This is a genomic window from Rhizobium ruizarguesonis, from assembly GCF_012349115.1.
Classification (GTDB): Bacteria; Pseudomonadota; Alphaproteobacteria; order Rhizobiales; family Rhizobiaceae; genus Rhizobium; species Rhizobium ruizarguesonis.
Map to the genome: position 1 here is coordinate 19689 of NZ_PQIG01000109.1, position 23158 is coordinate 42846.

Genomic DNA, 23158 nt, shown 5'->3' on the forward strand with positions numbered 1-23158 from the left:
AACCGCGCACACTTTTCGGCATCATGCCCGGAAAGAGTGAGAGCATGATGTCGTCCGAAAACCGCGCACACTTTTCGGCATCATGCTCTAGCCTGCGCAGGAGCACGCCGTTCCGGCTTGCCGTCACCTTCGGCGTGCTCTTCGTCGTCGCCTTCATCTTTAGCGGCGCGATCATCTATCACATGCTGCGCCTCGGCCTCGTGCGCGATCTCGAACAGTCGCTGAGCGAGATGAATTCGTTGATCGTCTCGACCTACGAGCCCAATGACACCCAGGATCTGATCAACACGCTGAACAATTATGCGAGCTTCCAATCGACCTCCGACGGGCTTTATTCGCTGACGGATGCAGGCGGGCGCAAACTTGCCGGCAATTTCGCCGCACCCCGTATCCCGAACGGCGTCTATACCGTCACCTCCAGGGATGTCGGGTTGAAGGGGCATGAACGCTACCGGATGCAGGTCTCGACCATCGGCCCCTACAGCCTGGTGGTGGCGGAAAATTTCAACGATGTCGACGAGATGCTGCGGATCGTGCTGGTGAGCTTCGAATGGGCCGCCGCGATCGTCGTCGCGACCGCGATCGGCGGCGGCGTCTTTCTCGCCGTCCGCGCCCAGGCGCGGCTGGACAGGGTCGCCCACACCATGAACGATGTCTCCCTCGGCGCGCTCGACGCCCGCATAGCCATCACCGGCAACGGCGACGACCTCGATACGGTGGCGATCCAGATCAACGCGGCACTGGAGCGGCTGCAGAGATTGGTCGAGAGCATGCGGCAGGTGAGCGCCGATATCGCCCACGATCTGAAGACGCCTCTGAACAGGCTGCGCCTGACGCTGGATGCGGCGGTGGCCGGAAACGACCAGCAGGCGGATGTGTCGGCGCTGCTTGACGAAGCGAGACACGAGAGCGACCGGATCAACGCCACCTTCGAGGCGCTGCTGCGCATTTCCCAGATCGAGGCCGGCGCCCGCAAGGAACGTTTCCAGGCGACCGATATCGACGCCGTGCTTGCCGTCATTTCCGAAGTCTATGTCGATGTCGCCGAGGACGCGCTGATGTCGCTGACGATCGCGGAGCGCTGTCCCGCGCGCATCCGGGGCGACCGTGATCTCTTGACGCAGATGATCGCCAACCTGGTGGAGAACGCCATCAACCACTGCCCGGCCGGAACCGGCATCACGGTTTCGCTCCGCCGCCAGGACGGCCGCGCCATCGTCTCTGTCGCCGATAGCGGCCCCGGCATTCCCGCCGACGAGAGGGACAAGGTTTTCCGGCGTCTCTACCGGCTCGACAAGAGCCGCGCGACGCCGGGAAGCGGCCTCGGGCTCAGCCTCGTCAAGGCGATCGCCGACCTGCATTCGGCTGAGATCACCATGGCGGACAATCATCCCGGCCTCATCGTTTCGATCGGCTTCCCGCTGATGCCAGCGGCAGGATCCTAAAGCGCGGCGCGATCTTTCAGATTCGCGCTATTCGGCAGCAACTGCCACCAACTTTGTTCTGTTGAAAAACCTGACGTCGGGTTCCGGGCAGCCTGGGCCGGCCTCGCCCTCTTGCGGATAGGACTCAAGCCAGCGGCGCGATGTTCTGATTGAGACGGAACATATTGTGCGGATCGAACCGTGTCTTCAGGCTCGCAAGCCGCTGGTACTTCTCCGGGCCATACGCATCTAAAGCTACGACCGTCCCGGCATCAGCCTGCTCGTTGACGTAGTTCCCGGCCATCGAGAGCTTCGAAAGCGATTTGCCCGTGATCCGTCCCCAAGCAATGCATCGGTCGTCATCGGCAGCGACGTCCCAGACCGGCTCTGCAATCCAGTAGTAGCTTGCACCTCTTCCCGTATACGCAGTTGCCTCGTCCGGTACGTCGGAGACCGCTCCGCCAAGCTGCAACACGTTAATTTCGGAATCTGGCGTTGGCGCATCGGCGATTGCCAGCATGATCGCGTCTATGACTTCATCGGTGATTTCCGACCAGAATCCTCCCTTGCAATAATATCGTCGTGACCATGCGAAGTGCTCGTCGTTACGGCTCTGCAGGCTGAGATAGGGCAGCTTGTCGACGCTTCCTATGCCGCCATCGGCAAGCGCCCCGAACGGTGACAGAACCGAGTGAGTGAGAGCAGCATCGCCTGACCAAACCGCTGTCACGCTGAGACCCGTGGCTGTCGCGGTGAAGTTGAGCGTAAAGTCGCGCGGTTGGCCATGCGCGCGGTCGCGCAGCGCCTGCAGGGCTTGCCTCATGTTGGCCGCAGGATAGCTCCATTGGCCGACTACGACGGAACCAAGCGGATGCATCCCGAACTTAAATCGGGTGACTACGCCGAAGTTGCCACCGCCGCCGCGGATGCCCCAGAAGAGTTCAGGTTCAGACGTTGCGCTTGCCCAAACGACGTCGCCAGCCGCGGTCACGATCTCCGCGCCCAGCAGGCTGTCGATGGTAAGGCCGTATCTCCTGCTGGCCCATCCCATGCCGCCACCCAGGGTCAGACCTGCCACACCCGTATGCGAAATCACGCCTGCCGGTACCACGAAACCCTCGGGAACTGTCGCGCGATCGAGATCGCCAAGTAGTGCCCCGCCGCCGACCTCGATCGTGTGCGTATCTCGATCGATGGCAATGGCAGTTAGGTCCGATAGATCGAGAACAAGTCCCCCATCGCAGGTCGAGAATCCCGGAAGGCTGTGGCCGCCGCCGCGCACCGCAAGCAGGGCGTGAGATGCCGCCGCTGCATGCACGACCTTGCGGACATCATCTACACTTTGCGGGCGGACGATCGCAGCAGGCCGTCGATCGGCGACACCGTTCCATACTTTGCGATAGCGCTCATAATCCCGATGGTCCGCCGTGATGATAGGGCAGCGGTGTCCTACTAAAGAAAGTTCTCTCAGCAGTAAATTGGACATGTCGTGTCCCCCGACGCTCGCACAACTTCTAGCACTCCGTGATTGGATCCGGAATACCCTTCGATCGAGTAACCGTCAGCTGGCAGTTGCTACCGAACAGCGCAGATACGCTCCTCGCGCTTTAGGTCTTTGTTTTCCGCATGTCGTTATCCCAAAACCGCTGCACACTTTTGCGCGACATGCTCTAACCCCTCATTCCGGAGGAGCGGTCCTGAGACCGCTCAGCCGCCATGCCGCGAGCCGGCTGAAGCGGGCGGCAAAGCGGCGCAGCTCGGCGGCGGCGCGATACGGCAGCACGCTCCACGGCCGGCGGCGGCCCAGCCGATAGGTCGAAAGCCCGGCCTGGATCTGCGAGCAGGGATCGGCCCTTTGGCTGACCGGCAGCGGATCGACGAAGCAGGCGCTCAGCCCATCATCGAACTCCAGATCGAAGGCGAGATCATAGGGCAGGCGCATGGGGACAAGCACACCGGCAATCCAGCCTGCTGCCTTGCGGTTGATCAGATAGGCGCCGGACCCCTTCTCGCGGGTGAGCGCGATGGCGAGCGAGCGCGATGCGGTCAGCGGCTCCACCTTGTGCTTTCGCCCGGAATTGACAGTGGACAGACGCAGGATGTCCCAGCGCGCCTGGTGCTCGAGGGCGGCCTCGAGCAGCTCGGCCAGATCGTCATCGAAATCGAGATCGTCTTCCAGAATGAGCGCGAACTCGGCATGGCTGCCGAGGAACCGCTTGGCGCATTCGACGTGGCTGAGATAACAGCCGATCTCGAAAGGGTTCGGCCGGCGGCCGTGCTGGCGGAGATAGGATGCTTCGTCAAAGCCCGGATGCGGCAGGCTCAGCCCTGCGCCATCGACCGCCGCCACGCGCTCGAAGGCAAGGCCGGAGCTTGCCAGCAGGCGTTCCATTCGGAACCTGCGCAAGGGCGCACGGTCGAGATTGATCAGGTAGGTGTTCACCCGCAGGCTGACCGGGTGAAGGGCCGGCATAAGGGCGGCAGGTGCGGCGCGCATGTTCATGAAAGAGCTGACCTTCGACTTGGCAATGATGGCGCCAAGCCTGCGCTCCAATCTTCACGGGAACCTCGCTGGAACTATACATTTTCGTAAAGTGCGAGGGTCGAACGGCCGGGGCGGCATTCTTACGGATTGGTATGATCCCGGCAAAGTGCGCGTGAGAATGCCGCGCTACCAGCTCTCCTGCGGCATGCAGTGGACGCCTCCCTTCCCGCGATCGAAACGACAACCACCGCGCCTTCGATGACGACAGCGACCCACTGCGTGCCGTGCCGGATGACTCCTGGCTTGAGCAAGCCGCTCAGCGCCCACCACCCGCCCGGAGATCGCCGCCTGCGCTGGACCTTCTTCCCCCACTCGGCGGCGCGCGGCTCTCGCCGGCGAGACAAACCGCGGGAAAGGCCAGTGTCAGGCGACGAAGGCGTCGCTCCCGCCTCATTCGGCGGCATAACGATTCCCTCCTCGCCCGGCCGTCCGATTTGCAGGCCTCTCATGGCGGACGGCCTGCTGCAGACATGACAAAGCGCGCGTTTTGCGCTATTGCTCAACGCCGGAAATGATTGTCAGCCAGGGGGAGCGCCATGACCTCGTATGACTCTGACAAGGCCGCCAAACTTCACCGCGAATTGCATAGCCACCTGCCGCCGGAACCCGCGTTGCGTCTGAAAGCCCTGGAGACGGTCCTGACCGAAAAGGGCTTTCTCGGTGCCGATGCTGTCGACGCTTGGCTCGACAACTATGCAGAGAATGTCGGGCCGATGAACGGCGCCAAGGTGATTGCCCATGCCTGGACGGATCAGGCCTTTGCCGATCGGCTGGCAGAGAATGCGATCTCTGCCTTTGCAGAAGTGGTGCCAAGCGTCGAGCCGGATTACAATCTGCGCGCAGTCTTCAACACGCCGGATGTTCACAACCTGATCGTCTGCACCCTGTGTTCCTGCTATCCGCTCAGCATCCTCGGCATGTCGCCTTCCTGGTATAAATCGACCGAGTACAGGGCGCGTGCCGCCCGCAATCCTCGGGGCGTCCTTCAGGAGTTCGGCATCGTGTTGCCGGAATCGGTCGAGATCAGGGTGTGGGATTCAACATCCGACCGCCGTTACATGGTCATTCCGCAGCGGCCCGAGGCGACCGAAGGCTGGTCGGAAGAGCAGCTTGCGACGCTCGTGACCCGCAATTCGATGATCGGCACGGCCAGGGATCTCACGCCGGGGGCCGGGTGATGGATACCATTCACGATCTCGGCGGCAGGCAGGGATTTGGGCCGATCTTGCACCAGTTCGACGATGACGACGTCATGTTTCCTGAAGAATGGAAAGCGCGCCTCTGGGCGATTGCGATGATGTCGATGTCGAAACTCAGCCAGGAAGAAACCGGATGGACGCTCGACTGGTATCGTCACGTTCTGGAACGGTTGCCGCCGGACCTCTATCTCCGCTTCGACTATTTCGAAAAGTGGACACTGGCGATGATGGTCACGGCGATCGATGAAGGCATTGCCGATGTCCAGGAATTCGTGGACGGGCATGCAGGGTCTGCCCAGATGCAGCTGCAACATATGCCGCCGCAGACAGAGAGCGCAGCGACCTTTGACTCCTTCAAACCCGGCGACAGGGTCGTCGCCAAGCGAGATAGCGGTTCGATGCACACCCGTTTGCCATCCTACGTGCGAGGGCGCCGCGGCATCGTCGAAAGCGTGACAGGGCCGCAGCCTCTGCCGGACCGTTCCGCGACCGGCAGAATTTCCATCGAGCAGACCTACGCGGTTCGCTTCGATATGAAGGAGCTCTGGCCCGAAGCGGCTCTGAGCCGCGACGTGCTCCTGATCGACATGTGGGAGAGCTACCTTGACCCGGTCTGAGATTTCCCGTGGTTCGCTTCGATCTCGCGACCGAAATCCCGCCTTCCAGGAGCAATGGCATGCGCAAGTCGTTGCGATTGTCGAACTGCTGCTCGCTTCGGGAAAACTGGACGCGGAGGACTGGTCGCAAACCCTCGGCGCGGAACTCGAAAAGCGCGCCCGCGCTGGTGAGGCCGACGACGATGCGACCCATTACGGGGCGTTCAAGGCCACCCTCGAACGTGTTCTCGATCGCACTGGAATAGCGCCGCATTCGGAAGTGGATCGGCGCGAGAGCGAATGGCGCCGAGCCTATCTCACCACGCCGCATGGCAAGCCGGTGGCGCTCTCGGGCTAACGAGCCGAGGTTGGGGCCTGAGTTCAAACTTTGCCGACGAAGCGATCTCTGCCTGTTTGCAGGCCGATCGAGCAAGCTCCTGACACACACACGCAGATCTTCGAACAGTCTTCGGAAAGGGAAAATCTTGGCCGAGAATGATTATGATGCGTTCGCGGCGGCTTATGATGCCGATAACGAGGTCAATGCCTGGAATGCCTATTACGAGCGGCCGGCTATTCTTGCCCTGGTTGGCGACGTCGCCGGGCTTTCCGTGCTCGATGCGGGATGCGGCGGCGGGGCGCATGCGGCAGCGCTGATCGAGCGCGGGGCTGTCGTGACCGGGATCGACGCCAGTGCCGGCATGCTTGAAATAGCCCAACGTCGCCTGGAAGGGCGCGCGCGGCTGCTAACGGCGGATCTCAACGAAGCATTGCCGTTTACGGACAAGGCTTTCGATCTGATCCTCGCCTCGCTTGTCATGCATTATCTGCCCGACTGGTCGAGGCCCCTTTTGGAATTCAACCGGCTGCTGCCTGAAGGCGGTCGCCTGGTTCTTTCCACCCACCATCCGTTCATGGATCACGCCTCGACCGGCCGCGACAATTATTTCGAGACCTACAGCTTCGATGAGACCTGGCAGCGCGGTGGAAAGGATATCGCCATGCGCTTCTGGCATCGGCCGCTCCACGCCATGTTCGACGCGCTGAAGTCGGCCGGATTTCAGATCGACATCGTCAGCGAGCCCCAGCCCGATCCGCAAGCCCGCACGCTTTTTCCGCAGGCCTATCAGAGCCTGACGACCAAGCCGCGGTTCCTGTTTTTCTCGGCGGTGAAAGCATGACGACGGGTGCTGGCGTTAGGGTCTCTTGACCCTATCCGGCGTGGTGTTCCGATCTTTGCGCCTCTTATCGGTCGTTAAGACACCCGGTTTCTCGTTCTGAGAGCTGCCGGTCGACTACGAAAGCGATAATGCCGCCTGTGAGCCGTTCAGGCGGCTAGCGTTCCCGCAATAATCGAGTGCTTTCCATCTCATTCTCAATACTTTCAGGGCCTCCGGCGAGTTGAGCGAGGATATCGTCGACGACACTTGGGACGGTAGCCGTCGTGTCGATATTGATGCCGATGGGAAGATATTCCCGGGTATGATGGTAGTGGAGCACCAGCGCCCGCTCGGCCGGCTCGAAGCCCGGCTCATTCGGCCGCCCATCGAATCGTCGGTTCAAGGTCTCGACGTCTATGTCGAGCACGAAAACCTTGTCGAACAGGTCCAGGAATTTGTGGAAATTGCGCGAGCCGCCACAGAAGAACGTGGCAGGATGGGTGGTGTCGGCAGCAATAGCGCGGACCTTGTCGACACGCCAGATCCAGTGGGCGTATCCCCAAACGATGCGGTCCGCGCCTTCGGGTGGTCCTGCGAGTGCCTGGCCCGTCTCGGGGTCGCCGACATAGGCCAAGACCCGGTCACCATGGACGACATGGTAGCCCCGCCGCTCCAGTTCGGTAGCGACAGACGTTTTCCCAGTGCCGGAACCGCCTTCGATCAGATAGTTCTTGATTCCCATAGGCGCCGCTTATCATGGCCTTCGATCTGGTGAGAAGACACTCTACCTGGGAACGCTTCGCCAACGAAATGACGGCCCCTCAGATTGGTAGCGATGGCAAATACACCACACTTGGTCTGCCAATCACGCCCAACTCTTCCCGGAAGGTGTCCGGCTGCGCAGAGGCCAACGCTTCTTGAAGCCGCATACCGGTGGAGCAAGGGACCTGTTCACCGACGCATGGCGCGACGTGGGGGACATCGCCTTGAACGTTGATTTAGGCCGAGCCACCGACGCCAGGTCTTCACTGACAGGTTCATAAAGCTGCTGTGGGCAAGTCATTTCTTATCCACGGCAAGCGTCGCCGGCGACCTGCCGGGCGTCAGTCGCGCGAGATGGACAGCCCCGTGAGAAGCGGAGCGTAGGCGGCGAGCCTGCGGGATACGAACTCCGCGAAGAGCCGCACGCGCTTCGTCTTGCGTGTCTCCCCCTGTGTGAGAAGCCAGAGCGTTCCGTACATGTGCAGGTCGGTGCCCGGCACCCTCACCAGAAGGGGATCGGCATCTCCGACGAAGCAGGGCAGTGTCGTGATCCCGAGCCCTTGCCGTACAGCAACGATCTGCGCCTCGCCGTCCGTGGTCCTGAATGGAACCCCCGTGGTGCGAACCTCACCCTCGCCGGCCCAATCCGGAATTCCATGCATGCTGATGACGATCCACCGGATGGGATCCGGCGCGCCCGCACGCCACGCGGCTAGCCGATCGCAGGACATATAGACGCCGCCGAACAGCTCCGGTCCCTTCAGTCCGTGAAGATTGAGCGGCAGGGTTTTGCGGTCGTAGACGACGCGGATCGCCACGTCAGCCTCGCGGTTGGTCAGATTTGCCAGCTCGCCGGACGACACGATTTCCATCTCGATTTCAGGATGCAGACGCGCGAAATCGGCGAAGTCAGGCATGAGCAGGTGTGTCGCGAGGGGCGGAGCCAACGTCACCCGCAAAAGCCCGCGCACGCTCTGGTCGCGGCCGAAGACGCGCGTCTCCAGCTGGTGCGACGACGCTTCCATCTGCTCCGCGAGCTGGAGGACCTCCTCGCCCGCAGCCGTCAGGCGGTAGCCCGAAGGCAGCTTTTCGAACATCTGCGCCCCGAGGCGATCCTCGAGCTGGGCGATGCGTCGCAGCACCGTCGCGTGGTTCACCCCGAGGCGCTTGGCGGCAGCCCGCAATGAGCCTCCGCGCGCGGCGGCAAGAAAGTAGCGAACGTCGTCCCAGTCGATCATGGTGCAATCCTGCGCCGCGCGGCGCGGCTTCCGAAGCCCGTTCTAGCACACTGAGCCGGACTGTGCGCGAGCGTTGCGGCGCTTAATCATCTGGATGGATCGTTTTTGCACCAGCGATGTGCGTGATTGCGCACTCCCTGCCCGACTTCGGCGAACCCACATCGGGGCTCTCGGGGACTTCCCCGTACAGCCGAAAACGCGTGAGGGCGAATGAAGGATGCATGACATGACCAGACTGAATGGAAAGACCGCCGTGATCACCGGCGGCGCTACCGGCATCGGCCGCGCCGCTGCAAAGCGCTTCATCGACGAGGGCGCCTTCGTCTTCATCTTCGGCCGCCGGCAAGAAGCGCTTGACGCCGCTGTGGCCGAGCTCGGGCCCAACGCGCGGGCGGTGAAGGGCTCGGTCTCGGATGAGGCCGACCTTGATCGCCTCTACGCCGCGGTGAAGGCAGAGCGCGGAAGCCTCGACATCGTCTTCGCCAATGCCGGGGCCGGAAGCCCGCTTCATCTCGGCCAGATCACCGCCAAGCACATCGACGACACTTTCGACACCAACGTGAAGGGCACGATCTTCACGGTCCAGAAGGCGCTGCCACTGATGGGCCCGGGCGGTTCGATCATCCTGACCGGATCGAGCGCCGGGACCACCGGCGCCCCGGGATTCACTGCCTACAGCGCGAGCAAGGCAGCCGTGCGCAACCTCGCGCGGACCTGGGCGGAGGACCTGAAGGGCACCGGCATCCGGGTCAACGTGCTGTCGCCCGGGGCGACGGCGACCGAACTCGCGAAGGAGGCGCTGGGTGAGGAAGGCCAGAAGGCCTACGGCGCGATGACTCCACTCCAGCGTATGGCCGATCCCGCGGAGATCGCGGCCGCGGCCGCCTTCCTCGCGTCGGACGACAGCAGCTTCATGACCGCCAGCGAAGTCGCCGTCGACGGCGGCCTGGCTCAACTCTGACCCCGGCGCGGTTCCGTGCCTAACTCACACACAACGAAGGACAAAAGATTATGAAAGCACTCGAAGGTAAAATCGCAGTCATCACGGGTGGAAGCAGCGGGATCGGCTTGGCCACCGCCAAGCGTTTCGTGGAGGAAGGTGCGCAGGTCGTGATCATTGGGCGACGCGAGAAAGCCTTACAAGAGGCCGCGGCCCTTATCGGGAAAAACGTGACAACAGTCGTGGGCGACGTCTCGCGCTTGGAAGATCTGGACCGGCTCTACGCCACCGTGAAGGAGAAACATGGTCACATCGACATTCTCTTCGCAAACGCAGGCGCGGGGACAATCGCGCCGCTCGCGGCAGCTACTGAGGCCCATTTTGACCAGACCTTCGATGTGAACGTGAAGGGTCTGTTCTTTACAGTGCAGAAGGCCCTTCCCCTCTTCAAAGACGGCGGATCGATCATTCTGAACTCTTCGGTCTCGAATGTGATGGGGCTGCCAGCGTTCAGCGCCTACGCAGCAAGCAAGGCGGCTGTTCGCAGCTTCTCGCGGTCTTGGACCCAAGAGCTGAAGGACCGCAATATCCGCGTCAATACGATGAGCCCCGGCGCGATCGAGACTCCCGCCTTGGCGACAACGACCGGCCTCACCGCTGAGCAAGCCGAGGAGGCGGTCGCCCAGTTTGCTGCACAGATCCCAATGGGTCGCAGGGGCAAGCCAGAGGAAATCGCGGCTGCGCTCACGTTCCTCGCCTCCGATGAAAGCTCCTACATCACCGGTATAGATCTCGCCGTCGATGGTGGTTGGGCGCAGGTCTGACCCCGGCGTTAAAACAAGATCGGAGAAGCATTATGAGCTATTCAATTATAGGATTCGGCAATATCGGCCAGGCGCTTGCCAAGGCCTTTGCCCGAAACGGCATCGAAGTTTCCGTTGCAACCACGCGCGACCCGGAAAGCTTCGCATCCGATGCGGCTGCGATCGGCTCTACGATCATTCCCAAAACACTGGCGGAAGCCGTCAAGGCGGACATCATCTTCTTGGCTGTCCGTTTCGAGTCGCACCCGGAGGTCGCGAAGGCGCTTCCCACCTGGCAGGGGAAGACAATCGTCGATGTGACCAATGCCTACGGCGTGCCCCCGGAGGAACTGGAAGAACAGCCGTCTTCCAGGTTCATCGCACAGGCGTTTTCCGGTGCGAAACTGGTCAAGGGCTTCAACCATTTGATCGCTGCCACGCTTGACCAGGATCCCGCGGTAAAGGGTGGCAGGAGAGTCGTGTTTCTGGCGAGCGACGATGACGCTGCCGCAGCGGAGATTGGTGCGCTCGCGGAAAATCTCGGTTTCGCGCCGATCAAACTTGGCGCGCTTTCGGAAGGTGGGCTGCTAGTCCAGGCGCGCGGAAATAGCTGGGGTCATCTGATCTTCAAGGATCTGGTCAAGTTCGACTGATGAAGACGACGTGCCCACCGGCACAGGGCCACGCTGCACGGATCGGATCGAGCGCGATCCGATCCAAGCGAAATGGAGAAATAATTATGAGCACCGAAAAGAACATCCAGACCGTACAGGACTTCTTCGCCGCGATCGGCCGCGGCGACAGGGAGGCTCTGCTGGGGCTGGTCGCCGAAGACATCGAGTGGATCATTCCGGGCAAGGACTGGCCGCTGGCCGGAACGCACCGCGGACACGCGGGACTTGCGAATTTGCTGGAGACGGCATCCAAGTCGATCGAAACGTCCACGCAACCCCGGGAGTTCGTAGCGCAAGGAGACCGGGTCCTGGTCGTCGGCTTCGCGAAGGGAAAGATCAAAGCCACGAACAAGACGTTCGAGGACGACTGGGTCTTCGCCATCACGGTCCGGGACGGCAGACTGACCAACATCCGGGAATACGTCGACACGCAAGCGCTGGCGCGCGCCGCGCAGATGGACGCGTCCGGGCCGGCGTAGCGCTGGCCGACCGCGGCCCGCGCTCGTCGAATGCTCAACCGCAAAGGAGATTCCAATGTACGACCAATCCAAGCTATCCGAATTGATCCGGTTCGCACGCGTCGATGCGGGCTCCACCGTCATCGACGTTTACCCGGGCGACGGCGACTGGACCCGTCTCTTCTCCGACATCGTGCGACCCGACGGGCGGGTCTTCAGCTTCGTGCCGGCCGAAGTCGCTCACTTCAAGAACGATCCGGTCGGCCGCATGAGAACGCTTGCGATGGAACCGGGCCGAGCGAACGTCGAAGCCGTCTCGGCGGACCTCGTGGCGCTGTCGGAGGTTACGCGGCCAGCGGATGTCCTGTGGCTGCATCTGTTTTACCACGATCTCCACACCGCCCTGATCCAGGCCAGGGGCGCGACGGCCGCCGCCTTCAATCGAGCCGTCTACGAGCGGCTGAAGCCCGGCGGGTCCTACGTCATCGTCGACCACGCCGCCGCCGTCGGGGCGGGTACGAACGACGCGCAGTCGCTGCATCGGATTGAGCCTGCATCCGTTCGCGAGGAGGTGGAGGCGGCCGGCTTCGTCCTGGACGCGGAAAGCACCGTGCTTGCGAACAAGGACGATTCGCACTCGATCAAGGTCTTCGATCCCTCGATCAAGGGCGAGACCGATCGCTTCGCCTATCGATTTTTGAAGATCTGACACTGAGCCATTCTCCAACGATGAGGTCGGCTCTCGTACGTGAGGCGGCTTTGGTGTTCCTGCCGTTGAAAGAGCAGCGCCGGACGGCGGCTTGTCCCTTCTGACCGCCGGAAGCGGACAGGCCGTTGTCCACCCCTAAAGCGGGCTTTTTCGTTATCGAAGGATAAGGCTGCTTTACGGCCTCATGTCAGCCATTGAGGAGGCCTTTGCCACTGCCCAAATGTAGACATCGCCGATGGCGAAACTGTAGGTCGCGGTTGCGCCAATTGTAGTAGGCGGTGTTCTGATCGCACCTGCCGGATCAGTGCTCGATTGACGATGTTCGGCCCATATCGATTTTTCAGCTTACGCTCAAATCCCAAGAGGCACTGGACCGGGTTTGAGGTCTTAGCAGCGGCCGGCGGTCGACTGGAGCGACGAGCAAATTGTGCAAATCGTTGCCGGAGAGTTATGATGCGGACGACTTGTCTGGCGGCTTCCAGCCCAATTCAGCCATGACGAGGCCATCATACCGCTCGCGGATGACGGCACGTCTCATATTCTGCGCAAGCGGATCGTGGAATATTTCGAGCGCTCTTTGAGACTCTTCACCCGAGAGCCAACCGTCGGATAGTCGCCAGCGTCGATAAAACATCCAGTCGAGTTTGTCTGACCGATTATGCTCGACGCCAGCACGTCCGCGTGCCAGCTCAATGTCCGGCGGGAGAACTTCGGGAGGCGCGACGTCCTGCGCTCGTCGCTTGGCGTTGGCATAGTTTATGTCTCTGACCTTGCGGCTGAGGATCACACTCTTTTCGACATCGTCGTCAGTGATCGTCACGAGGCGGTCCATTTCGTCGTTGATGTCATCAGGCATCGTCTCGCAGGCAATTTTGACCGCTTCCATAAAGCGAACGTCATGAAGGTGTGAGGGCTTCCAACCGTCCCCATCTCGCCAGTGGATCGTCTCTGAAGCCTGTGTCCATTGTCCATTCTCCGCAAGACCGAGGCTGGCGAGCAGCGGTAAAATGTCGGTGCTAGCCTGTGCCGCGTCAGCTGTCTTGTAGGCAGCGATATTCGCATCTGGAGCTGTCCGAACCGGTTGATATCTCCCGGGTGGCGTGGGCGCTGCCACTCGCAAGAACCTCACATGCGCCAGACCCAGGACAGTCACGCATATGTCATCCCAGCGCGGCAGAGTTTCGGGTAGTGTTGGGCAGTCCTTCGCCAGCGCGCCTGGCCCGAAGCGCTCCGCCTGTCCCAACGCCACCAACGCATCGCACCCGAACTGATAGGCTGTCATGCTATCATCGGACCATTTCAGCGGTGATTGACTGGCCACCGGAAGACTTTCCTTCAGGAACTCGATGGCAGCGCTTGGCCAGTCGTCGTTCGGTCCATTCGCACTCATTCGCTTCTCGCCACGTTGCCGGGATGATGCAACTATTGCATGTCGTCGGCAGCGCGTCATGGATTTTGGCGTTGTGCGATGGATGTTGGTCAACAATCTCCTTCGAAACCGATCAGGGCCAATGAGACAGCTACAGTCAGCTCCATCGACGCGCCAGCGACAACGAGTCATCTTGCTAGGCAATTCCATGGCAGAAGACCCTCGATCTGGCTCTGCCTATGACCGTTGACGATGGCGGTGAGCGTGGCGGTCAGATAGGCTCGGAGACATCCTCGCCAATGCGGTGGAGACATCCGCCGCAGAGGAGTTGGTGGCATTTGCTACATAACACCGCAAAACAGCCGGTGGGTTAGACGACCTCACCTGTGAGCTCGCTCATGCGCTCCGTCTTGACCCCCGAGCAGAGCGGTCCTACAAGATCGACTATGGCAACACACCTCTGATTGGCCGCGCCTTGCGGCCTTGAGCAAAAAGTCCTGCACGACACCGCGGGGCCACTTCCCTTGCCAAGCCAAAATCAGAGATTTCCAATGCCCACGCTCTACCTCACTTGCGGTCTTCCCGGTTCGGGGAAGACGTCGCTTGCCAAGATCATCGAACATGAAGCATCTGCCCTCCGTCTGACCGGAGACGACTGGATGCACAAGCTTTACCCCGGCATCTCCACGCCGGAAGCCGAAACTGGTCCGTGCCGAGGCAGGGTCGAGAGCCTGCAATGGCAGATCGCTCTGCGTGCCATCAGGCTTGAGTGCAACGTTGTCGTCGATTGGGGCGTGTGGTCACGGGCAGAACGCGACATCTGCCGGGAGGAAGCTCGCGCAGCGGGTGCCCGCGTCGTCCTCTGCTTCCTCGACGTTCCCTTTGATGCGCTTTGGGACCGGCTCTCCCGGCGAAACGCCGCGCTTCCAGCCGGCACGTTCGACATCTCGCGGGCGGACCTGCTTCGGTGGTGCAAGCTGTTCGAGCCGCCAACCGCCGAGGAGTTGGCGCTTTACGATCGGCAAACCCTTCCAGCCATCACCGCCTCTAGATGAAACGCCACAGCGCTGGGGGTATTCTCAGTCTGCGTAGCAGGCGGGTCCGGACCAACTCGCTCGTGAGGACGGTCTCGCCTTCTTCCCCGAGGGGCCGGAGCACGAGAAGGTGGCGGAGCTGTTCCTGCCATTGAAATAGCACCGCCGGACGGCGGCTTCCCCTTCCGGTTGTCAGAAGCGGACCGGCTGTTGGCCGCCCCTAAGCGGACTTTTTGAAGCGTCGCTGGCTCCTGGCATCACTTTGCACGCTGCCTTTTGCATCTTGCATCTTGCCAGGGCGAGATGCGCAACCGTTCGCTATAGGGTTATTGGGTCGGAACATGGCACGGTGGACGGCAAGTCGGGACTCGCAGCCTAAAATGGAATTGCCTTTTAGTTATATGATTGCAGTAGCGAGAGTCTTCGTGGATGGGAGCCGATAACTGAGATGCCCATCGGCTAAGAACGCAATGTTGACGTTACTCGCAAGGATGCAGACCTACAGTGGATAAGCCTCTTCTCTCACCCGCACGGATCCTGAAGGACAAATATTATGAACCCCGCGTCATTTCGCAAGGATTACTCCGAACTCGTCCCGCTGAACCAGGACTTCTACCAGAATATTTTTAAGTTGAATGGTCGCTCTTTTCTGTTCGAGGGAACCAATGATGGTGTCCAGGGCTATGGAACCTTCAATTTGAAGATTCAGGATCGCGAGTACGGTCTGTCCAGCGAACTGTCACCGATTGAGTTAAGTCTGTGGAGTTTCGAAATCGAAGAGCGCACGATCGTCTGTGCTGTGGCGCAGCATTTCCGGCGCCTTTCCAACTCTCCGCCTGACGCGAACATGCGCTTTCGCTATACCGTCGAAGCGATAAACGTGAGTTGTCTACATCACAGGGCTGACGCCGCGATCACAAAGGCCGATTGCCAGATGTTGTCGCGCATTTTGCGGAAGATGCTGCCCGATTATCATCGCATGGCATTCCGGAATTTTCCGCTGCAAGCGGCCGCTCCCATTGAAATCGTTGAACGGTGGAGCAATCCGAATCGACAAGTTGCATCTTTTCTCGCGTTGACGACGCAAGTCGCGTGGGACGTTGATTCTGCGGAGCGCCAGGTCGAAGGTATAGATAGCTTCTTCAAAGAAGGTTGGCGAGACCGATATGATTTTGGCTCCGACAATAATTTTGCCGTCAAGTTTCGTGCTCCACCGATTGAAGACATTCCTTCGTTTAGTTTTATATTCGATGGTCTTGAGTTCACGTACAACTATCAGGAAGTTTCAGAGAAACTAGGACAAAAAAGCTTTTTCTCTGCCCTGGTATACGCTCCCTGGTCGCCGAACTCTCTCAGGGCATCCGTCGATGGGGCGCCGATGTCTTCTATCGCCGATGAGACGAGAGCAAGAGCTGATCGGTTTGCACGCTTTAGGGTTTACAAGAAGCTTAGGGCAAGCCGGGGTGAGAAATATCGAGAAACCCCTCTTAGCGTAATTTTGCTTTCCGGAGCGCTCTGATGTCTTATTTATCCCTCCTGATTATAAGTCAATTCTAGCCAAGACCCTGTCCAAGTTCGAGGAGGCGGTGGAAACTGCCCAGTCGGTTGCCACTCTAAAAGCCGAATTGATGTCCTTGATACGGGATGACCTCAATTTACCGCCAAATGTCACCCCAGCCAGACGACAACAGGAGTGCAATCGTGAGCGAACCGACCGTAGCAGATGCAACAAACCGCATTTATGAGTCGCTCCAGGCCGACAACGCCGACATCGACGTGCATATCGCGGCCCTCAAGGAAGCGTTGACGCGGGCGGGTTTGAAAGAGGCCGTATTCGACCCGGCCAGGCTCGTGCAGAATAACCGCTCCGGCAGGAAGCGAATGCAGGCCTACTTTCGCCAGCGCGGTGTCATGGTGAATTTCTCAGCCTCGTGAAGCCTTCCAGACGGCTGTAATCACCCTCAGTGGGGCTGACACCACGCATTGGCGTCGCCCTGCGGATGATCGTCCAGGCGCAGACGCTAAAGAGCCGTCCAACGAAGGGCCGGGAGCCCTGCCGTGATCTCAGGGCTGCCGACGTCAGAGGGGCCGAATCCCTTCCGCCGATGACATGCCGAACCACACCGCCGAATCTGGCGCCTTGCTCCACGCGATCAAGGTGTCGAGACCTGCGGTGACCGCGTCTCGTGAAAGCCCGGTCGCCACGATGTCGTCGATCGCTTCGTCGACGATGCTCGCAATGTTGCGAACCACATCCTCGAAATCGGGATCACCCGCGCAACCGCCGAAGAAGACAAGCGTGTTGCGACGAGGACGTAGATCCGCCTGGTGAAGCAACTGCACGAGGCGACGCCCGACGATAGGGTCGTTGCAATGCCTGTCATAGGTGCGCTGATAAGCGTTCCAGACCGACGAGAACCCTGGGGGTTCTGGCCATAGCCGCAGACCGTCGTAGTCGTCATCGGACAGGATCACACGGCCACCTGGCCGCACCGCGCGCGCCATGTTGCGGACGACCTGCAGCGGGTCGGGTATGTGCTCAAGGACGAAGCGAGCGTGCGCGACGTCGAACTGACCTAGTTCGTCGTCGCGAAGGGGCGGATCGAGGACGTCGCCCTGCCTCATCTCGATCATTGCGGTCTCGTCGTCGGCCGCCGCCTGGCGCAACGCCTCGGCGATCTGTTTGGGACTTCGCTCCAGCCCGAGCACCGGGACGCCGGTGACGCGCGCCATCATCCGCGAGTACTGACCAAGGCCGGCTCCGAAGTCGACGACGCGTTCACCGGCGGCGAGCTGCGCGGCATCGATACACCGTTCGTTGAGCCGCCTGTTCAATGCGGTCAAGCGCTGTTGCTCTGCCTCGCTCGATCCATGCGTATAGTGGGATGATGACATTCGCTGCCCCCGCTGAATGGCACGACAACGGTGCCAGAATTCGGGCGGGTGTCAATGAGGCCGACCACATGTCCGCAGGCCCCGTGCGGCGAACCTCTGCTCAAAAGTAGCGGCGGTCGGTCACCTCCGGAGCTTCGCCATTTCAATGCCGCTGAGGCAAATCTGAACAAGCCGATAATGGCCCGGGAGGATGCGTTTCCGGATCAATCCTCTCGCAGTTTTACCTCTGACGCACTCGTCATGCTGCCACCGGCTTCTGTGGCGTGGTGGTGGCGTGTAGCGCCGCATCCGCATTGATCACCGCTTCCGGTTGTGATCCGGCAGCGCTGGAAACCTGTACGGCTTTCGAGGCGAAACAGATGCCATTTTCATCAAACGCCGTCTTGATCATGACGAGGGCGCGACGGCGGACGGCGGCCTGCTGTCCGGGCTTGGTCTTGAGCTTCAGCCTCAGCTTGACGCCATACTCTCCGAACTCCTCGACGCCTTGCATCTTGAGCGGTTCGATGGTGATTGCCTTGAGTTCGGGATCTTCGGCCAGTTCAAGTCCGATCTTCTTGATGAGCTTGCGCGCCTTTTCCAAGTCGGAATCATAGGTGATCGTCAGTGACAGCTTCTCGATCACCCAATCGCGGCTCATGTTCTGGACAGCCCCGAGGACGCCGAACGGCACGGTGAATATTGGTCCCCGGCTGTGCCGCAGTTTCACCGAGCGCAGGCTGAAAGACTCAACTGTGCCCTTGTAGTTGCCGCTCTCGATATATTCACCGACACGGAAGGCATCATCCAACAGAAAGAAGACGCCGCTGAGGATATCTTTCACCAGCGTTTGCGCACCGAAACCAATGGCAACACCGGCAATACCCGCGCCGGCAATCAACGGCCCGATCTGAACCCCCATCGCCGACAACGCCATCAGTATCGCAACGATGGCGAGCGTGGCCCAAAGAAAATTCCGCAAAATGGGCAAAAGCGTGTTGAGCCGGCTGCGCCGCTGCGTCTCCTCCGTTTGAACAACCGCCGTATCGCGCACTTTTGCAATTTGATTATCTATGAGGGTGCGTAGGACCCGCCAGACCAAGTCCGCGACCAGAAGGATGATGACAGCAGAGATGATGCCATGAGCGACCCGGACGGGGGGCGTGTCAGCCGCGCTGAGCGCGATAAGGTCGATGTTCCACGCCCAAGCGAGGAGCAGCAACCCGGAAATGATCAGAATGAACCGGATGCCCCGACTGAGAAGAGTTACGCCGGCACTCGGTGTTGCCGCGCCGATCCCGAACGAAGCAGGCTGTTGCAGCAGGTGGACAACGATCCGTTCTGCAATGGCGATAGCCCAAACGAGGCCGATCGCTATTGCAGCAAGCCAGAATAGCTGTACTGCGCCGAACGCCCACAAGCACCACAGCAGCACGAAATAGGCCGAGATGAGACCCACGGATGTCTTCGCGCGGACAAAAACCTCTCCATCCCTTGCAGCATCCGCGATCGCTGGCCCCGGCGCTCGCCTGACCGTATCGATGCCGACACCGAGGAGCCCCAATCCCAACGAATATGCGACAATCTCGCGGGCTTCGACTGAGAAGCCGAGAAGGCTCAGCGATAGTGTTGTTGCGTAGCTGACGGCGAGGATGATGACAACTAGACCGAGGCGCTGGGTCCAGAACCGAGCCGACTCGCCGTCCATCGGCACGATCCGAAGATCGTTCGCGTCCTTTCCCGGCGGCGACAAAAGAAATCGTAACACAGCGCGCGCGAGGAGCACGATGATGAAGGCGAGTAGACAGGCGAGCACGATCTTCTCGATGACCTCAGGCCAATAGTGCAGGGCCACGAAGACACCGATGCCAGCCGCCGCGATGACTGCGACGCGCCCGACGTCATGGGCGAGGCGGCTAGCGAGCACCATCACTTGACCGCGCCTTGTCGCAACGTCCAGATGCGCCACTCGGGTCATGAATCCTGATGTGGCACGCCGATACAGCCGCTCGGCACCGAAAGCGGCAGCTGCGAACAGTCCGAAAAGGCCGACAAGGCCAGCCAGACCAACCTTCTCGGCATCCGCAACAAGGATGGACCAGGCTGCTGCGAACTCATCAGGCAGCGTCGTCAGTGCCCGGGCGAGGCCATGGATGTGCGCCCGAACGGCCCCGACATAGTCGGCCAGTGGATGAGAGAGATGCGGCGCTTGGGTGGTTATCGGGGGGACTTCAGTCGTCGCCGATGCGGCTTTGTGGGTCTCAAGCCATTTTTGAACTCCAGGATCGGCCAAAAGCGACAGAAGTGCCTCGATATTGGGTGGCAGCTGTTCGCTCGATGGTGCGGTATCGGCTCGCGCCACCAGCATGACCCCAAGCAGCATGAGGGCGGCAAGAATCAACACACGCATCGTGTTCGTCTCCAGTTAAGCGAATATAGTCCAACTTCCGCCATTCATCCGTGCCGTAGATCTCCTAGTATAATCGCGTGCGGATAGTCGTGCGGCGAGTAGTTTACACTAACCAACGCCCGGACGCGACATTTCGAGGCCGTCATCGGCGTGCTGTCGTCTTTGGTTACAGTGCCTGCTCGAGGATCAGCGCCTTTTCCTCATCGGCCTGACCTTGCCCCCAAGTTTTATCCAATCTTGTGTTCGCTCCAGCGGTCTTTGGTTGCGATATTTGGTGTGGTAGCGGCGGGTTGCGGAGCGGAGCCATTTCGGCTGCGCAGCACCGCATCACGTCGCGGGTTGATGGTCTGAGCGAACTCGGCAGGTGTCAGCCAGCCGAGGCCAGAGTGCGGTCGGTGACCGTCATAATCGCTGCGCCAGCTTGAAAGCGCTGATCGAGCATGGGTCCGTGACGAGAAGAGGGTTTCATTCAAGAACTCGTCTCGCAGCCGCCCGTTGAAGCTTTCGATGAAGGCGTTCTGGATCGGTTTGCCAGGCGCAATGTAATGCCAATCCACCTTGGTCCGATCCGCATCACCGTCATTGTACGACACCGGCCTTGCGTAGCCCTTCCACGACGAGCTCGAAATCGGCGGGGTTCTTGAAGGGCAAGACTTTGCGACGGTATTCCAAGGAGTAGTCGGGATTGACGCGCATCACCTCTTGCCACGTCGCGCGAGCCTCTTCGAAACGGCCGAGGTGCCCGTAACAGGCGGCCAGAAGCGCGCGCGAGACATCGGTGATGGGGTTGCGGCTGATGCGCTGCAGCAACAGTTCGACTGCCTCTTCGTACCTTCCCAGTTGAAACAAGGCCAAGGCCTGAAAGTGGAGAACGATATCCGGAAAGTACGGGTTCAGGACACTCGCCTGATCGAAATAGGCGAGTGCCTCCTCGGATCTGCCTGAATAGATGAGTGCCTCGCCGAGGCTGACATGCCCTTCGGCGAAGTTCGGATTGAGGACGATCGCACGCTCGGCCTCGCTGATGGCTCTATCGTGCTGTCGCAAGTAAAGGCTGACCAGACTCAGTGCCCAGTGTGCAACGGGATCGCTATCATCCCGCGCTACCGCCAGCGTCGCAGCCTCTTCGGCTTGCTCGAGCGAGCGCTGCGGCAACGCGCTCCACCGGTTCAGGTAGTCGAGCCCGTGGGTAAGGGCGAGGAAGGCGTGCGCCGAGGCGAAGTACGGGTCTAGCTCGACGGCACGTTGCAAAAGGTCGCGGGCGTCGCGGTTCGTTTGCTTCGTCAGCCGGTGCCACAGCTCCCGGCCTCGCAAGAAGCAGTCATACGCCTCGGGGTGCCGGGTCTGCCCCGGCGCAAGTCTTTGCCGGTCGCCCTCTGTCAGGTTGACCGCCAGCGCATCGACGATCTGCTGCGTGACATCGTCCTGAACCGCGAATATGTCGGTGAGGTCGCGATCGAACCGCTCCGCCCATAGATGCCCGCCGGTGGTCGCGTCGATGAGCTGCGCGGTGATGCGCACCCTGTTTCCCGATTTGCGGACGCTGCCCTCAAGGACATGCCGCACGCCGAGCTTCGTGCCCACCTCCTGCACCTGGACGTTCTTGCCCTTGAACGTGAACGACGAATTGCGCGCGATGACGAAGAGCTGCGACAGCTTCGATAGCGCCGTGATGATGTCTTCCGAGATGCCGTCGGCGAAATAGTCCTGTTCGGCGTCACCGCTCATGTTGGCGAAGGGCAGGACGGCGATCGACAGCTTCGGCGGCGCTGCCGTCGCCGGTTGGCTCGTCACGGTTTCCGAGGTCGCGGCCAACTTGGTCGCTGCGCTGCCGACTTGCAGCGAATAGACCCGGATCGGCTCGGCGATGTTCTTGAGCTGCGTGCTGCCGAGATCGTTGACCGAGAGGTCGAGCCTCGCCTTGACTTGGCGATAGGCATCCTCGGACAGGCAGATCGCGCCCGCCGCGGCGACGCCCTCCAATCGCGAGGCGATGTTGACGCCATCGCCCATCAGATCGCCGTCGCTTTCCTCGACGACGTCGCCCAAATGGATACCGATCCGGAACTCGATGCGACGGTCCTGCGGGACGCCGTGATTGCGCTCCACCATAGCGTTCTGCACCTCGATGGCGCAGCGCACGGCGTCCACTACGCTGCGGAATTCGACCAGCGCACCATCGCCGGTGCGCTTCACCACCCGGCCATGGTGCACGGCGATCGTCGGATCGATGAGATCGCTGCGCAGTGTGCGCAACCTCGCCAGGGTGAGGTCCTCGTCGGCGCCAGCAAGCCGGCTGTACCCGACCACGTCCGCGGCCAGGATTGCAGCCAGCTTTCGGTTCTCGCTCATGGCGCTGTCTCCCAACCTCCAAGATAACAGGGAGACAGAGGGCAAGAAAGAACTTTCAGCCGCTGCTCAGAGCGATCCTGGTTGAGATCGCGTTGGCCATGGCTGATGTGGACGCAGCCGACGTTGCAGCCCCACGCAATGACGGCTCTGTCATGCTCCGGCCGTCCAACGCGGTCGTCCCGAAAGCCCACTCAGGCTCGGGTCAAGACGATGTCCGCGCCCATCCGAATGTCCGCTCTTTGAAGATCCGCAGCCTGAAGTTGCCAGTCCGCTAGCGGCCCCGGATCTGCCGCCTTCATGAGGTCACGGCCTACCTCCTTCGAGGTAATTGCAACTTTCGGTAAAGGCACTATCTCAAGGGCAGAAATTGGTCCGAGGGGACGAGCGGGCTCGGCTGGAAGAAGGGCAACACGGCGCTTCTTCCAGACGATGCCGAGGGCAATATCTGGATCATGAAGGGGTTCCAGCTGGGACTGAAGCCTCAGCACACGCTCGAAGAGTTCACTGCCGCAGCAGCAAGCACGATCCTGTCGGACGCGTTTTTCAACGTCTATGAGACGACCGGACCGGGGATGGGCGACGACAAGCCCTAGAGCGCCGTGCGTCCTTTC

22 protein-coding genes and 2 pseudogenes are annotated in these 23158 nt (G+C 60.8%); 14 read left to right on the forward strand and 10 right to left on the reverse strand.

All coding sequences use genetic code 11. The annotated features are described in order from the left end of the window. The first annotated feature begins 44 nt into the window (after positions 1 to 44). Complete coding sequence (locus tag C3Y91_RS29405; RefSeq protein ID WP_168576114.1) at positions 45 to 1445, forward strand: HAMP domain-containing sensor histidine kinase; 1401 nt, start codon at positions 45 to 47, stop codon at positions 1443 to 1445. A 124-nt stretch (positions 1446 to 1569) separates the two neighbouring features. Here C3Y91_RS29405 and C3Y91_RS29410 read toward each other — a convergent pair whose 3' ends face one another. Both C3Y91_RS29410 and C3Y91_RS29415 read right to left on the reverse strand, forming a co-directional pair. After that, positions 1570 to 2910: an FAD-binding oxidoreductase gene (locus C3Y91_RS29410; RefSeq protein WP_168576115.1), complete on the reverse strand. Its 1341-nt coding sequence runs from the start codon at positions 2908 to 2910 to the stop codon at positions 1570 to 1572. A gap of 192 nt (positions 2911 to 3102) precedes the next feature. Further along, positions 3103 to 3927 carry a glycosyltransferase family 25 protein gene (locus C3Y91_RS29415; RefSeq protein WP_168576120.1) on the reverse strand — a complete coding sequence of 275 codons (825 nt, stop codon included), beginning with the start codon at positions 3925 to 3927 and terminating at the stop codon, positions 3103 to 3105. A 578-nt stretch (positions 3928 to 4505) separates the two neighbouring features. On the opposite strand from C3Y91_RS29415, the gene nthA reads away from it, so the two are divergent. From nthA to C3Y91_RS29435, 4 genes are all read left to right on the forward strand, one after another. Next, a complete protein-coding gene (nthA, locus tag C3Y91_RS29420) occupies positions 4506 to 5147 on the forward strand; it encodes a nitrile hydratase subunit alpha (protein ID WP_018068476.1) in 642 nt (213 codons plus the stop codon). Beyond that, positions 5147 to 5785 (forward strand): SH3-like domain-containing protein, encoded by a 639-nt coding sequence (locus tag C3Y91_RS29425; protein WP_018068477.1) that lies wholly within the window; start codon positions 5147 to 5149, stop codon positions 5783 to 5785. The genes nthA and C3Y91_RS29425 overlap by 1 nt, the downstream gene beginning before the upstream one ends. After that, positions 5772 to 6122, forward strand: a complete 351-nt coding sequence (locus tag C3Y91_RS29430) for a hypothetical protein (RefSeq protein WP_027689666.1) — start codon at positions 5772 to 5774, stop codon at positions 6120 to 6122. Before C3Y91_RS29425 ends, C3Y91_RS29430 begins: the two co-directional genes overlap by 14 nt. A 127-nt stretch (positions 6123 to 6249) precedes the next feature. After that, complete coding sequence (locus C3Y91_RS29435; protein ID WP_131612636.1) at positions 6250 to 6945, forward strand: class I SAM-dependent methyltransferase; 696 nt, start codon at positions 6250 to 6252, stop codon at positions 6943 to 6945. 154 nt (positions 6946 to 7099) lie between these two features. Here C3Y91_RS29435 and C3Y91_RS29440 read toward each other — a convergent pair whose 3' ends face one another. Continuing rightward, positions 7100 to 7666, reverse strand: coding sequence for a DEAD/DEAH box helicase family protein (locus C3Y91_RS29440; protein ID WP_130797644.1), 567 nt, complete (start codon positions 7664 to 7666; stop codon positions 7100 to 7102). A gap of 361 nt (positions 7667 to 8027) precedes the next feature. Next, the gene (locus C3Y91_RS29445) at positions 8028 to 8924 is read right to left on the reverse strand and encodes a LysR family transcriptional regulator (protein WP_168576116.1); all 897 of its coding nucleotides are present in this window, start codon (positions 8922 to 8924) and stop codon (positions 8028 to 8030) included. A gap of 226 nt (positions 8925 to 9150) precedes the next feature. On the opposite strand from C3Y91_RS29445, the gene C3Y91_RS29450 reads away from it, so the two are divergent. From C3Y91_RS29450 to C3Y91_RS29470, 5 genes are all read left to right on the forward strand, one after another. Continuing rightward, positions 9151 to 9885 (forward strand): SDR family NAD(P)-dependent oxidoreductase, encoded by a 735-nt coding sequence (locus C3Y91_RS29450; RefSeq protein ID WP_130770231.1) that lies wholly within the window; start codon positions 9151 to 9153, stop codon positions 9883 to 9885. A 50-nt stretch (positions 9886 to 9935) separates the two neighbouring features. After that, a complete protein-coding gene (locus C3Y91_RS29455; protein WP_130765038.1) occupies positions 9936 to 10688 on the forward strand; it encodes an SDR family NAD(P)-dependent oxidoreductase in 753 nt (250 codons plus the stop codon). 32 nt (positions 10689 to 10720) lie between these two features. Further along, positions 10721 to 11320, forward strand: a complete 600-nt coding sequence (locus C3Y91_RS29460) for an NADPH-dependent F420 reductase (RefSeq protein ID WP_168576117.1) — start codon at positions 10721 to 10723, stop codon at positions 11318 to 11320. Positions 11321 to 11406: 86 nt separating this feature from the next. Further along, positions 11407 to 11820: a nuclear transport factor 2 family protein gene (locus tag C3Y91_RS29465; protein ID WP_130762133.1), complete on the forward strand. Its 414-nt coding sequence runs from the start codon at positions 11407 to 11409 to the stop codon at positions 11818 to 11820. 55 nt (positions 11821 to 11875) lie between these two features. After that, the gene (locus tag C3Y91_RS29470) at positions 11876 to 12508 is read left to right on the forward strand and encodes a class I SAM-dependent methyltransferase (protein ID WP_168576118.1); all 633 of its coding nucleotides are present in this window, start codon (positions 11876 to 11878) and stop codon (positions 12506 to 12508) included. A 448-nt stretch (positions 12509 to 12956) separates the two neighbouring features. Here C3Y91_RS29470 and C3Y91_RS29475 read toward each other — a convergent pair whose 3' ends face one another. Next, positions 12957 to 13898 carry a hypothetical protein gene (locus tag C3Y91_RS29475; RefSeq protein ID WP_246711238.1) on the reverse strand — a complete coding sequence of 314 codons (942 nt, stop codon included), beginning with the start codon at positions 13896 to 13898 and terminating at the stop codon, positions 12957 to 12959. A gap of 167 nt (positions 13899 to 14065) precedes the next feature. Further along, positions 14066 to 14161 (reverse strand): annotated as a pseudogene (locus C3Y91_RS29480) (transposase domain-containing protein); the annotation flags it as partial. 267 nt (positions 14162 to 14428) lie between these two features. Here C3Y91_RS29480 and C3Y91_RS29485 point away from each other — a divergent pair. From C3Y91_RS29485 to C3Y91_RS29495, 3 genes are all read left to right on the forward strand, one after another. Then, positions 14429 to 14932 carry a P-loop nucleotide/nucleoside kinase family protein gene (locus C3Y91_RS29485; RefSeq protein ID WP_130771183.1) on the forward strand — a complete coding sequence of 168 codons (504 nt, stop codon included), beginning with the start codon at positions 14429 to 14431 and terminating at the stop codon, positions 14930 to 14932. Positions 14933 to 15464: 532 nt separating this feature from the next. Continuing rightward, positions 15465 to 16430 (forward strand): hypothetical protein, encoded by a 966-nt coding sequence (locus C3Y91_RS29490; protein ID WP_130772144.1) that lies wholly within the window; start codon positions 15465 to 15467, stop codon positions 16428 to 16430. Between the two features lie 179 nt (positions 16431 to 16609). Beyond that, positions 16610 to 16846, forward strand: coding sequence for a hypothetical protein (locus C3Y91_RS29495; protein ID WP_026170630.1), 237 nt, complete (start codon positions 16610 to 16612; stop codon positions 16844 to 16846). A gap of 144 nt (positions 16847 to 16990) precedes the next feature. Here the strand turns inward: C3Y91_RS29495 and C3Y91_RS29500 are convergent, their stop codons facing one another. From C3Y91_RS29500 to C3Y91_RS29515, 4 genes and pseudogenes are all read right to left on the reverse strand, one after another. After that, on the reverse strand, positions 16991 to 17806 hold the full coding sequence (locus C3Y91_RS29500; RefSeq protein WP_130771181.1) for a methyltransferase domain-containing protein: 816 nt from the start codon (positions 17804 to 17806) through the stop codon (positions 16991 to 16993). Positions 17807 to 18044: 238 nt separating this feature from the next. Continuing rightward, positions 18045 to 20195 (reverse strand): mechanosensitive ion channel family protein, encoded by a 2151-nt coding sequence (locus tag C3Y91_RS29505; protein ID WP_168576119.1) that lies wholly within the window; start codon positions 20193 to 20195, stop codon positions 18045 to 18047. Positions 20196 to 20422: 227 nt separating this feature from the next. Beyond that, positions 20423 to 20767, reverse strand: a pseudogene (locus C3Y91_RS29510) (integrase core domain-containing protein); the annotation flags it as partial. 7 nt (positions 20768 to 20774) lie between these two features. Next, positions 20775 to 22547 (reverse strand): adenylate/guanylate cyclase domain-containing protein, encoded by a 1773-nt coding sequence (locus C3Y91_RS29515; RefSeq protein ID WP_024323238.1) that lies wholly within the window; start codon positions 22545 to 22547, stop codon positions 20775 to 20777. A gap of 452 nt (positions 22548 to 22999) precedes the next feature. On the opposite strand from C3Y91_RS29515, the gene C3Y91_RS29520 reads away from it, so the two are divergent. Next, the gene (locus C3Y91_RS29520) at positions 23000 to 23140 is read left to right on the forward strand and encodes a hypothetical protein (protein WP_155249537.1); all 141 of its coding nucleotides are present in this window, start codon (positions 23000 to 23002) and stop codon (positions 23138 to 23140) included. The last annotated feature ends 18 nt before the right edge of the window (positions 23141 to 23158 follow it).